Annotated in this window: 9 protein-coding genes and 1 tRNA gene; 4 read left to right on the plus strand and 6 right to left on the minus strand. The window is 44.5% G+C overall.

Going from position 1 to position 13,399, the window contains the following annotated elements:
• Positions 1 to 20: 20 nt before the first annotated feature.
• A complete protein-coding gene (locus tag PKI34_05045) occupies positions 21 to 995 on the minus strand; it encodes an adenosine kinase (GenBank protein HNS17172.1) in 975 nt (324 codons plus the stop codon).
• A 170-nt stretch (positions 996 to 1,165) separates the two neighbouring features.
• On the opposite strand from PKI34_05045, the gene PKI34_05050 reads away from it, so the two are divergent.
• Positions 1,166 to 1,242 (plus strand) — tRNA-Asn (locus tag PKI34_05050).
• Between the two features lie 195 nt (positions 1,243 to 1,437).
• Here PKI34_05050 and PKI34_05055 read toward each other — a convergent pair.
• The 3 genes from PKI34_05055 to PKI34_05065 form a co-directional block, all read right to left on the minus strand.
• Entirely contained in the window at positions 1,438 to 4,866 is a 3,429-nt protein-coding gene (locus PKI34_05055) for an adenylate/guanylate cyclase domain-containing protein (GenBank protein ID HNS17173.1), read from the minus strand.
• Positions 4,867 to 5,231: 365 nt separating this feature from the next.
• Positions 5,232 to 6,464 carry a T9SS type A sorting domain-containing protein gene (locus PKI34_05060; protein HNS17174.1) on the minus strand — a complete coding sequence of 411 codons (1,233 nt, stop codon included), beginning with the start codon at positions 6,462 to 6,464 and terminating at the stop codon, positions 5,232 to 5,234.
• Entirely contained in the window at positions 6,461 to 6,868 is a 408-nt protein-coding gene (locus PKI34_05065; GenBank protein HNS17175.1) for a hypothetical protein, read from the minus strand. The genes PKI34_05060 and PKI34_05065 overlap by 4 nt, the downstream gene beginning before the upstream one ends.
• Positions 6,869 to 7,536: 668 nt before the next feature.
• Here PKI34_05065 and PKI34_05070 point away from each other — a divergent pair.
• Positions 7,537 to 7,890: an HXXEE domain-containing protein gene (locus tag PKI34_05070; GenBank protein HNS17176.1), complete on the plus strand. Its 354-nt coding sequence runs from the start codon at positions 7,537 to 7,539 to the stop codon at positions 7,888 to 7,890.
• 237 nt (positions 7,891 to 8,127) lie between these two features.
• Here PKI34_05070 and PKI34_05075 read toward each other — a convergent pair whose 3' ends face one another.
• Complete coding sequence (locus PKI34_05075) at positions 8,128 to 9,120, minus strand: HAD family hydrolase (protein HNS17177.1); 993 nt, start codon at positions 9,118 to 9,120, stop codon at positions 8,128 to 8,130.
• A gap of 132 nt (positions 9,121 to 9,252) precedes the next feature.
• A complete protein-coding gene (locus PKI34_05080; protein HNS17178.1) occupies positions 9,253 to 9,696 on the minus strand; it encodes a hypothetical protein in 444 nt (147 codons plus the stop codon).
• A 397-nt stretch (positions 9,697 to 10,093) separates the two neighbouring features.
• Between PKI34_05080 and PKI34_05085 the strand changes: the two genes are divergently transcribed.
• Complete coding sequence (locus tag PKI34_05085; protein HNS17179.1) at positions 10,094 to 11,638, plus strand: DUF1254 domain-containing protein; 1,545 nt, start codon at positions 10,094 to 10,096, stop codon at positions 11,636 to 11,638.
• 513 nt (positions 11,639 to 12,151) lie between these two features.
• Positions 12,152 to 13,363, plus strand: coding sequence for a carbohydrate porin (locus tag PKI34_05090; GenBank protein HNS17180.1), 1,212 nt, complete (start codon positions 12,152 to 12,154; stop codon positions 13,361 to 13,363).
• Positions 13,364 to 13,399: the final 36 nt, after the last annotated feature.

Consider the following 13,399-nt stretch of genomic DNA (forward strand, 5'->3'; position numbering starts at 1 on the left):
AAAGAGAAGGGATAAATGTTTCACATCCCTTCCACGGTTTTCCGTATCTCCTTCCATTTATTTTCCGGAATCTTTGCGCCTTCGGTTTCGATGACTTTTGAGGCGAGGTAGGCGGCGATCTGGCCGCATTTTTCGAGCGGCAGGCGGTTGACAAAGCCGAACAGGAATCCGGCGGCGTAGAGGTCTCCGGCGCCGGTCGTGTCCCGGATGTCGACCCGGTTGGGCTGGATGGGGATAACTTCATCGGAACACCGGATCCAGGAGCCAAGTTTTCCCATTTTTACCACGGCCACATCGCACCCCTGTGCCATTTTGTCCAGGGCATCCTGCGGAAGCAGTCCTGTGAAGGCCTTTGCTTCGTCTTCATTGGCAAACAGTATGTCCACATAGTCGTTGACCACGCTGATAAGGAAATCATGGTTTTCTTCCACGACGTTATAACTGGCAAGGTCGAGCGAAATCTTCATCTGGTTTTGTCTGGCCAGTTCCATCGCTTTCAGGAGCAGGGCGTGGTTTTGGACGAGATAGCCCTCGAAGTGGACAATATCGTATCCGTTGAAAAGGTTCGGGACCAGGTTATCCGGAGTCAGATCCATTGCGGCACCGAGAAAAGTGGCAAACGTCCGTTCTTTGTCGGGGCTCACCAGGGAGATGGCCCGTCCGGTTTCGGTTTGGCTGAAGAACAGGAATGGCCGGATCTTTTTTGATCGCAGGTCATCCAGGAAGAATGTGCCGAACTCGTCGTGGGATATTTTTCCGATGAATCCGGTTTCCACACCGAGGCTGGCCAGACCGTGGATGGTATTTGCACAGGAGCCCCCTGAGGCGATGGTTTTCCGGAGCGAACCGGTTTCGTTGAGGATATGGTCGGAGAATCCCCTGTCGACCAGTTGCATGCTTCCTTTGGGAAGCTTAAATTCTTTCAGCAAGTGATCATCTTCCAGGGTGATGATGATGTCGACGAGGGCGTTGCCGATACCGAGAACCTTTGGCATTGGGTTTATTTGCTATAAGCTGCAAGCCACAAGCTTTTAGTCTAAAGATATTTATTGTTGTATCATCACTTGTAGCCTGTAGCTTTTTGCGGCAAAGGTATTGCTAATTCGAAATTAATCTTTAATTTTGCACCACTTTTTGAAATTCCGGATCAAGACCGGGATCTCCTTCCCCGATAGCTCAGCCGGTTAGAGCGACTGACTGTTAATCAGTAGGTCCCTGGTTCGAGTCCAGGTCGGGGAGCCAAACGGGACAAGCTGGCAGAAATGTCAGCTTTTTCTATTTTACCTTTTTCAAAATCCTTGATTTTATTGACCATTGCTGAGATAAAGACATTTTCGGAGTGGGTTCGATGATCGTTTTTTATTTAGCCGATTATTTCAATAATTTTATATGCTTTTAGCCGTCGATCAAAAGGCAATGATCATAAGGCCGCCTTATTTATACACGGTGCAGGCTGGCTTTCTGCATCTCTTCCAGGTCCCGGGAAAGATGATATTGCTTAAATATAGAAGCTGCTCTTTCCAAACATTCAACGGGCGTTTTGCCGCTTATCAATTTAAACCTTGCCTTGTCTCTGGCCATCCGCTTGCCTGCTTCCAGGTATACCCTTGCCAGCTCAGGCATAGCTTGATATTCTTCACCTATTTTTACAGCTTTGTTCCACCATTTCAAAGCCTTTTTCTGCTTGCCTATCAGCCAATAGTACGTACCCATGTGGCGGTAATTCTCAATACGGTTATCTGACAATACCGCAGCGTCTTTTAATGCTTGTTTTCCTGACCTCCGGGCATTCGTGTTAAGTTTACCAAAATCTTTGTCTCTTTTCGACGAAACTGCATCTTCCAACCTGAGTAGGTCGATCACAAAGCGGGCAGTAACATATATTGTGCTGTATACCCTAAGCTTACTGCCCTGGGGGTAATTCCTGGCTGATTGGAGCGATTCTTCCGCTCCATCCAGATCACGTGACAGGACCTGGATCATGGCTTTGGTGGAATAGCCCCAATAAATTGGAGGAAGATCATTGATCTTTTTACTATATGCGATATGTTGATTGACAAAACTCATTGCCTGGTCGAGGTTCCTCCTGATCAAATTAAGCCTGGCAGCAGTGATCAAATGCCAGCTTACAGCCAGGTTATAATCAAATTCCCTGCCTATCTCGGCAAGTTTATCTATTTTCCTTTCCGATTCCTCAAATTTTCCACGGGCGATATCCGTAAAGAAAACCATAAGGATATAAGTGCTGGTTTCCCAGGTTATACCCAATCTGAGGCAATTGTTTACCAGTTCGGTATCATAATCCTGATCATTCCATTTCCCTTCGAACCGGCTGTTGATGGCCCTGGAAGCTTCGTAATTGATCATTGTTCTCACGTTGCCCTGGTCCAGTTTTCCTTTGATTAACTTCAGGGCCTTCCTGTGTAGTTTACCTGAAATGCCGATATATGAATACAATGAAAAAGACATAAGCATTATTTGTGCAGCTTCATTGCATTTTCCCGGGTCATACCGCATCATTTTTCGCAGCGCCCAAAAAGACATTACTCCTACCATTTTATCACTTTCGAATGCACTGACTGAAGATAGCTTGTTATGTAGCTCAATTATCTCCCTCTCTTTGCGATCGGGTATTTTATTAAAAATGAGTGAGGGGAAGTTCATGCCAACGATTAAATTCACTGTACTGGAAAGCAGCATGTATACCAGAGATAAAGTACTGTCATTTAATTTTATGCCATAGTAAGCCATGGCTTTCCTGTAATAAGGAAGAGCTTCTCCCAATTGTCCCTTGTTAACATGTGCGGTTCCTATGGCGATTTCCATCTGTACGACCTTATGCGGGTCTGCTTGATCGCTATGAAGTTTGGAATATAATTCGAGGGCTTCACTAAAATAATGTACCGCTTCACTGGAGGCTGATGTTTTGATGGCCGCCTCACCGGCTTTTAACAGATACTCTTCTGCTTTGGGAAAATCTTCTGCTTTACTGTAATGCATGGCAAGCATCCCATAAAACTCGGGCAGCTTTTCAGAGAAAATGGATTCAATGGCTTTTGCCGTCTGCATGTGCAATTGTTTTCTCTTTGTTTGCAGGATGGATGAGTAGGCCGCCTCCTGTGCCAGTGCATGTCTGAAAATATACTGGATTTCAGCCTTGTCCTCCAGCATGCGAATGAATTGGACATCTTCAAGATGATTCAGCAGGCTATCAACATCTTCCCGGTCTTCGTTTATGCGTCGGAGTATCCTGTAATAAAAATTCCGGCCAATTACCGATGCAACCTTGAGAAGGGACCTGCTATCCTCATCCAGTCGATCTATCCTGGCCATCAGGACATCCATAACGGTTGTAGGAACCTTTATGGAATTGATCTTATCATTGACAAACAAGGAATCACCTTTTTGCTGGATCACACCCTCATCGATAAACGAGCGGATGATCTCCTCGATAAAAAATGGATTTCCCCCAGTTTGCTTGATAATGTCGTTTTTAACTTTGCCGGGAAATCCCTGCATTTTAATAAGGTTTCTGATTAAATGATCGCTGTCGTCATTGTTTAGTACCTTAAGTATGATCTCCTTATTTCTGTCAGGATACCTTGACCGGATTGCTTGAAGTATTCGTTTACCGGTCTCCTCGTAACCAGGCCTCATCAGGTTTATAAATAAGACAGGGTATTGCTCAGACAGCCTGAACAGTGATTCCAGAAGATCTATGGAAGAGTTGTCAGCCCAATGAATATCTTCCATTACGATAACTATGGGTTTTTGCTGCGAAGATTTAACGATCAGGGTATCCATGCTTTTCAGGATAAGCCCTTCCAGTGATTTCCCTTCAATACCTTTTGTCCTGGCACTGTCCTCCTCATTAAGCTGCATACCCATCATTGTGGCGATAAACGGGAAGATCTCTTCTGCATTATCTGCGAGTAACTTTTTAGTATGATCCTTGAGTTTATAATAGGCTTGTTTATCGCTATCGTTCTCGTTTATTTTCGCCCAGCTTTTAATGACATCTTTGATAGGATAAAATGACAGGTTCCTACCGAACGATAAGGCTCTGCCTTCCATAAAGGTTACCCTATGGATATCATCCTTATTGCGAAGTTCTGCGATCAATCGTGATTTTCCGATCCCGGCTTCTCCGATCACGTTGATAATGCCTCCTTCACCATTAACCAGCTTCATCAACCCAAGCATGAGTTGATCGAATTCCCATTGCCTGCCAACCATGACCGATCCTAAGTTTCTTCCCAGAAACAATGATGCGCGATGGACTTTTTCTTTCCGCGAAACCAGGCTCCAGGCTCTAACCTGCATTTCCTTTCCTTTTAATTTTAAAGGCTCAAGTTCCAAGAAGCTAAAATATTGACTGGTATACCTGTAAGTTTCATGGCCGACAAAGATCTGACCGCTATGTGAAACATCTTTTAAACGAGATGCTACATTAACCGTATCACCCATTACGGTGTATTCTTTTTTGTCACCTGATCCCACGGGACCGGCGATCACCATTCCCGAGTTGATGCCTATATGCACTCCCAATGTGTTCCCGTGGCTTTTCGTTTCGTTGTAGTCATCCATCCAGTTACAGATCTCTATAGCTGCATTCAAAGCGTTTCGAGGGGCTTCTTCTATTGCTGCTGGTGCACCAAAAATGGCCATGATGCAATCACCGATGTACTTATCGATCGTCCCTCCATTAGCTTCCACTAATTCACCCATGCTCCTGAAACATTCGTTGATGATCAAAATCATTTCTTCCGGATCCATCCTTTCCGATATACTGGTAAAGCCAGAGATGTCGGCAAACATGACCGTTACATTACGGCGTTCGCCCTCCCTATTGTCCTGATCTTGCATACTTATACTATTAGGGATTTTTGACCTTTTCAAAGATACATGAAAAGATTCGCTTTTACAATGTTTCAATCTGATTTCAGTTGTTTCATTGTACGATTGAGTCATTGATCGATTGAATATTGAACATAGTAATTTAACTAAACAACTTTGGCCTTTAACTTAAACTTTGCAATTATCAGTTTGAACTTTAAACCCGTTCATGGTTGGGAGGGGGCTGAAGAAGTTCGATAATCCATAAATTAGGGGAGCTCACAAAATCAACCACTTATATACTTTTTGTAAGTGGTTTTTTTATTGTGTTGCCAGAAACAAGCCCGAATCTGATAAAATTCGTTGGATTTTGAACTTTTCTTTGCTGGGTTTCTTTAATTTTTCACAAACTTCCCCGCCTTCACGCCATTATCATCAACCACCCGTACAATATAAATCCCCGTAGTCAATCCCGACACATCCACCACCGTTTGTTTTTCTTTTATCTGTCTCAATAGGAGTCCCTGACCGTTAATGTTATAAATGGTCATAAATGTGTTCTTGTCAGGCATGGTGGGCATTAAGATGGTGATTGTTTTGGATGTGGGATTGGTGAAATTATTGATGTGGCTTTCTGTTGCGCTATTTTCGTCCAATCCAAATGTGCAAGCCTGATGGATTTCTTCTCGGCTGTTGCATCCAGTTTTATTATGGTGGATTTCAATCGTTCCGTTCGGACTTGCCAGATAATCACAAATGCCTTTTATATCACAATTAGATAAAGAATCGTTTTCATAAACAAACAAGTTAAGGATTGAGCCAGCAATTATATTATCCAGTCCCGTTATATCCTTCAGGTTAGGGTTATCGCGGATCAACAGATCAGCCCCTAAAGAAATTAGGCTTTCCAGGCCTGTTAAATTGATCAGGGCGGGATTTCCTCCACCGAATGGAGGAAATATTTTTCCAATAACCAGGCTACCACCAATGGAAGCCTGGTTATCTAGTCCAATCAAACTGGTCAGGATATCATTTTCCCAAAGCAAATAAGATGCTGTTATTGAAGTTAGCTTTCCCAATCCGTCTAAGCTGGCCAGGTCAGCATTTTCATTAATCCAAAGTCCACTTCCTACGGAAACTAGGTTCTCCAATCCCGTCAAACTTGTCAGGGAATTAGTCATAGCTATCCCAAGACTCCCCCCGATTGAAGCCACTCCGTTTAAGCCATTTAAGTTGGCAATGTCATTACCGATGATGCTAACATTGCCCTCGAGTTCCGTGCAATCAGGAAAAATGGTTTGAAAATTATCGATATCGGCTTGTGAAAGAAAAGAATAATTGCCATAGGGCAGGTAAGGTAGAGCCCCGCAGGCCATTCCGACATCAACCACACTTAAGCAGCCAATTTCGTTGCCTATTATAATTACCCGACCACTGGGATTCGATAAGTATTCACAAAGCCATTCCGCATCACAGGTGGATAAAGAATGGTTATCCTGAATCCAAAGATCACTCCCGATGGAAGACAGGCTCTTCAATTCCGTAAGACTGGCCAGGGAATCATTCCAATATATAAGAAGTCCCCCTCCAATGGAAGTCAGGTTCTCCAGACCCGTTAAATTGATCAAGCATTGTTACCCGTAATTTCAAGAGGACCAGCTACGGAAGTCAGGTTTTCTAAACCAGTCAGATTGGCAAGGGAAAAGTTGCTGGAAATGTTCAAGTAAGCGCCGATGGAATTTACATTCTCAAGTCCCGTTAAACTTTTCAGTGAATAGTTACCTTTAATTATGAGACTATTAATGGAAGTCAATGCGCTTAATCCATTCAAATCAGTTATATCGTCGCCCATGATATGAACTTCGCCCTCAATTTCTGAACAGTCGGGATAATTTATCTGGAAACTGTCAATCTGCGCTTGCGTGGAAAATGTAATGCCTTCTGGCAGACAGGACGAACAAGGCTGTTTAGACTGTGGCTTTACGCCGCTAATTATAAGCAGCGCAATTATAAGGATATAGAACCTCTTCATTGGAATGGTTTTAAATGTACCCCATATCATCTTAGCTTAATTGCATAATATTACCAGATAAGAGATTACTACCCATGCGGTATAGAAGAATGGCAGTAATGGGTAGTGTGAGATTAATCAAATCGTCAAGGACAATAAAATCCCTTAAGAATGTTCAAATATAGTGAAAAAGGGGTGAATGTCAAGAAGTTGGATGGTTTAAAATGATCGATTTGCAAGTAGCTGGTCAGGCATAACAAACTAACCACTCCTCGGCCGATTTGAATTGACCATCCCCAGATGAAGATTGTTGACGAACAGCAAACCGGTTAATTATTTTTTATGGGGTCGGAATAGTTTCAACCACCAACTGATTATCGTGCATGATGAGTCGGTTTAGGACATAAAGACCGTTACTCCAAGGTTCTTGATAAATAGGAGATTCACAATATGAACACTTTATATCTACAGAGCAAAAGTCATCTGGATGCAACTTTGAGCATTAAGGGGAGCGGAAAAAAAAAAGCCCACGGCGAAAGCCGATGGGCTTTTTTGATATCCGATTAACCGATTGAACGATATTCGATATTCGATGGAATTTGTTATAGCTTGGCGTCTTTCTGTGGCAGAGTGCCACGCTTATTATTGCACCGGCCCTGATTGTGGTCCTGGTGTGGCTCAGGCCTGACATGGCGCCTTTTCAATGGTTGTTATGGCTTCACCTGCCTCTGCTGATGTTTCACGAGGCGGAAGAGTATGTCCTTTCACCTCTCAGTTTCAAAGAATTTGCTAACCTTAAGACCCGTCTGGGCTCGGGTACGGATCCTGAATTTCCCCTGGACGAAGGCTATGTTTTCCAGGTAAACATAATCATTGCCTGGCCCATCATCATTATCGGAGCCATTCTGGCCAACATTGCTCCCTGGGTAGGATTTTCGATGATATGGTTCGAGCTTGCCATAAACAACGTGATGCATACTATTTTTTCCAGGGGAAAAAACCTTCGTACAATCCAGGACTTCTTACCAATTCATTCCTCCTGATTCCATACGGGACCTGGACATTTATACAGGCGACGGAATTTTTCACCTGGACAGACTGGGGCCTCTCGGTACTTCTTGGAATAATAATAGGTGGATTTCTGGGTGCAAAAACCCGGGGAAGGCTGGCTCGCCTTAAGAAAAGCTGAGCGGTATAGGAAGTCATCCGTTTGCAACTTACGTAAGTAAGGGGCGTGGCAAAAAAGCCCGATGGTTATCGCCACGGGCTTTTTTCATGCGTTAATCGCTGAAAATCACTTTAAAATCCTTTTTCATACTGATCTCCTGCCATCCATTGTCCTGACATAGCTTTTTCATCTTTTCAGCCTCGTAATCATATTCCCTTACCGAATCATCATGGTTTACGATCATCTGCAAGCTAAAGGGGACATTTTTACTGTACTCAAGCATGTGATAGTCGCCGGCTGAATTTCCAACAGCGATCACTGGAACCTTGCCGATTTTATTGAGGATATTAACCGGTTTGCCGGCTTCATCGTTAATAGGTTCCACAAATTCGCGCACCCTGATAAAATAGGATCCTGTATCGGTTTCGACCCATTTGGTCAACACGGTTGAGCCAATGACATTTTGAGCTGGAATATTAGCTGCCTCTTCACAAAAGGCGCGTGTAAACTGTGGATCTGAACCCGAAACGATAAAAACCTCGAACTGTTTATCCTGCAGTAATTGGATCAATTGTACCATAGGAACATAAACCAGTTGATCGTATGGTTTATTAAACCGTTTGTCAGCAACCACATTAAAATATTTAAGGATGGCGTCCCTGTATTGGTCTTCAGTGTAACCATCAGTAGCCTTAAGCAAAATACTGTAGAGCCCATCATCTCCAAAATAGCCGAGCGTGTCAAAATATGCCCAGTCCTCTTCATAAATGGCCTTGTAGGGTTGTTTCTGACTTAGCGCCGGGTTGCCGGACATTTGCTGGACCATCCATCTGATGATAACATCAAAATTTACCGGGTTGGGTTTTTCCAGCAAAAAGGTTCCATCCATATCAAAAACGGCCACACGGTCTGGTATAGGAATAAAATTCGGATTGGTTTCATCGGTGACTGTTTTAATGAAATTTAAAATGGACGTTTTTGCCGGGCCTTCATTCCACTGATCAAGGGGATCACTGGCATTTTGAGCATTGTGGAAGGATGATTGCGAACAACTGAATCCTATGAATGCTACAGATACAAGAATTAAAAATTTGATTATTTTCATTATAAAATTTGTTTGATTTATTTCATCAACTCAATTTCACCCGGCCGCCAGGTCTTGTCGAACCAGGATTCGAGCGGACCGTAAAGACGGAGTATTGTACACCACCCTTTACCGGGGATTGTCTGGATCCAGTTATTCTCTTTGCCGGGAGGTGGTCCAGGGCCGAAATAAATATCTACCGATCCGTCTGGATTGAAGATAAGGCCCGTTTTCTGGCTGTTGGAACCGGGGTACTGCTGGTCCGTCTGTAGCAGCGATCGGGTCTGTGGATCGTAGACAATCACCGACCAGAAATCCTTCGCAGCTTTGTTTGGAGGCATAGGCAGACGGTAACTCGGTGAGAAACGCCTGCACCCCGCGTTGAAAGTCAAGGTTGTCATAGATCTTCTGAACTGTCTTTGAATCGGGGAACCCATTGAAGAGTCGCACTGTGCCCAACGAAGTCTCAACGACATCCGGGGTGGTGATCGAAGCTGGAATTTCGGTGGTCATCTTATGCCTGACCTGCTGTGCATTCACCGTTGCCATAGTTGCGGAAAGCGTCAGAACGAACACGCCTTCAGCAATCTTAGACAAATTATTCTTTTTTACCATTTAAGACCTCCTTTTAAATAATTGATAGACCAGATAGGCTATAACAAAAAACAAGTTTCAGTACCTTATTGGACAGAGCTGAGCAGGGTGGTCAATCCATCCCACGCGTGCAGCAAACCACATCTTAAAGTTATAACTTACTATTTAACATTATGCTGACGATTTACAAGTGATGTGTAATTATTTATCAGAATGACTATCCAAATATATCCAATTAGAAACGACATGCCAACATTTTCCAACGAGTTTTTTAATTTATCCACTTTTCAAAGAAATTCATTTTACACGCTATATATTTGTAGACCTTTATCCAAGCATTTACCCATATAAAGCTATCTGGTTTAATGACAGGTTTTATTTATAATCAAAAAAACAAAAGATGAAATCAACATCGTTATTGAAATCCATGCTGATCAGCTGGCTGATAGTAGTTATTTTTTTCCCCGCATCTGCCCAGGTGGATGCGACAATGCAAAATCTCTATCAGACGGCCGGTAAAAAGCAGACCAATGAAGATTTCAAACCAGCCCCGTCTTTGATGGAGACCAGTTTCGGTACCCTGAAGTTTGAGCTGGAAGCTTACCCCACGGAAGAAACTGCACAAAAGATATATGATGAACTGGATCTGCAAAGAGCCACGCAGGCTTACCTTGATTTTCAACCCGCGCTTTCAGTCTATGCCTGCGTAAAAGGGCAGATCCGTGACTTTGGATTTAAAAGCGCATCGGATATAGGGGTGGCGCCGGGACCTGGTCTTATGCCAAGCGAACTTGTCCTGACAGGCAATAATTCCACCGTTTATGCATCGGGTTCGCTGGACCTGAAAATTGATGGTGCAACGGTGGTGGAAATTCCGCCAGGCATGTTTGGAACAGCAAACGATGCAGCTTATAAATTCCTGGTTGATTTTGGTTTTGTCGGGCCTGACAAAGGAAAAGGAGGGAATTATCTCTTCCTGCCTCCTGGTTACAGCGGCACTATTCCGGAGGGATACTTCGAGGTAAAATCGCCCAGTTACAGGGTGTTTATCATGATGCGCGGCTGGGGTGATATCGGCACCGGAGAAGAAGCTGTTGACTTTTTCAGGCAAAATCTGAAAATTTATCCCCTTGCCACCGGACTGCGCCATGGGAATTACATCAACACCAACGGAATGGGATTGAATTCCCTTGTCCCGGAAGATGGTTCCGCATTTGAAATGCTGACTGAAATTATACAGTATGAACCGAAAGAACTGTTTGGGGATGAGCAATTAGGCCGACTGGCTACGCTAGGCATTGTTCAGGGACAGCCCTTTCATCCCGATGAACGCATGCATCGCATACTTGATCAGGGCGCAAAACTTGGAGCGGCCATGTGCAGGGCCATCGTGTTTGACTCCCGCTCTCCCGACAGCCCCTATTGGCCCGACCGGCACTGGGAAAACATGTTTTTGTACAATACTACGTTTGTTCGTGATGGTGTAGCCGACATCGATGCCCGCATTCGCTGGCACTACTCCGGTGTGGTGGTCTCTCCCAACCTGATCTCAACAACCCCGGGTGCGGGAGCAGCTTACGTGACCACATTCCGGGATAACAACGGCCTATACCTGGATGGAAGTAAAAAATATAAATTACATGTCTCACCCGGGGTACCGGCAAAGAATTTTTGGGCTGTTACGGCCTATGATCCGGCCACCCGGAGTTTGCTCGATGCCGGTGGCAACATGAATAAGTCGATCGGTAACCGCACCGGTCCGCAGGTGAATGCCGATGGATCGGTTGATGTGTATTTCGGTCCGAAAGCACCCGAAGGAAAAGAAAATAACTGGGTCCCTACCCATCCGGAAAAAGGCTTCTTTTTGGTCTTCAGGTTTTACGGCCCACTGGAGGACCTGATGGATAAAACCTGGAAATTGAATGATCTTGAAAGACTGGATTGAAGATAAGGCCCGTTTTCTGGCTGTTGGAACCGGGGTACTGCTGGTCCGTCTGTAGCAGCGATCGGGTCTGTGGATCGTAGACAATCACCGACCAGAAATCCTTCGCAGTTTTGTTTGGAGGCATAGGCAGACGTTAACTCGGTGAGAAACGCCTGCACCCCGCGTTGAAAGTCAAGGTTGTCATATACCTTTTGGTCGGTCGCCGAATCGGGGAACCTATCGAAGAATCGCACTGTGCCCAACGAAGTCTCAACGACATCCGGAGTGGTGATCGAAGCGGGAATGTCAATGGTCATCATGTATGAATAAATAAACTGAACAGGGCGAATATATTTTCCTGATTTCTAGTATATTTACCGTATATTACTACATCTTTGAATAAGGACCCGCAAAGAGATTTTACCACCAATACCCGATACATCAAAAAGCAAATTGTGTGTATTCAACCAGACAATTGATATAATGGATACTAAATTCTCACCATTTGAATAAGGCTGATCTAAACCGTATTTCATGAAATCACCCGGGATCTGTTTTATTTCATTATTTCTCATCATCAGTACTGCTTCACTGGCACAAAACGCCGATAATTTCGGATTTTACGGCTATTTCCGATCGGGATTCGGGCTGGACGGACAGGGTGGCCCCCTTGATTTTTTTAAAGCACCCAACGCCGAAGCTAAATACCGGCTGGGTAATGAAGCCGAGGCATATATTGAAGCACTCTTTCGGTATGCAACCACAGATGAGAATAAAGCCCGGTTCGAAACAAACTTACGACTGGCCTTTGTTACCCCGACAAGTAAAAGCAATGCCTTTGTGACCACAACCTCGGTACGGGAGGCCTATGTAAGAATGACGGGGATCCACAAGAAACGGAAAGAGCTGGCCTATTGGGCAGGTCAGCGTTTTTACGACCGACATGATGCTCATATGATAGATTACTGGTACCGCGACATGAGCGGATTTGGCGGCGGATTTGAAGATCTGGTGCTGGGAAAGGAGATCAAACTGTCGGCAGCGTTTTTGGGAGGTTCCATCGACCAGCTAAGCTCAAGCGGCAGCGTTTATCCCGAAAATGAATTTGTATTTAATAAAGCAACCCTGGATTTTAGTTTATATGACATTCCTGTTGGTCCGGGCAATTTAGGAATGACGTTCGACTGGTCAATGTTCAACGGGGATTCACTGGTTACCAGTCAGGGGAATTATACTATTGAAAGCAGCGATGGCTGGTCATTGGGTTTGTTTCACGAAGTGCCGTTCCGGGGAGGAAGAAACCGGCTGAACCTGTTTTACGGGACCGGAGCCGCTCAAAACTATAAAGCGATTATAGAACAACCCGTGGGCATTGTTCCCGTTGCCGGGATTCCCCTGGAGGTGAGTAAATTCAGGAGATTCAGGGTGCTGAATGACCTGCAGATTGACATAAGTGAAAAGGTTTCGTTGCTGGGCTTATTGCTTTACCAGAACCTCGACAACAGTCAGTCGCCCACCAATAAACTGAATTGGTATTCGGCCGGGTTACGGCCATCCTATCACCTGAGCAGGTATGTATCCATCGTGGGTGAATTCGGATTCGACTACACCAGCCAGTCGGATGCCAATGAAGGATTTCTGTTGAAAATGACCATTGCCCCTCAATTATCCCCATTGAATAAAATTCTAAGCCGGCCGGCCATCCGTGTTTACGTTACTTATGCTCTCTTTTTAATCCCGATCTAAACTGATACCGGCAAATAGCCGTAAATGATACCACTT

This window comes from Bacteroidales bacterium (genome assembly GCA_035342335.1).
Lineage (GTDB): Bacteria > Bacteroidota > Bacteroidia > Bacteroidales > JAGONC01 > JAGONC01.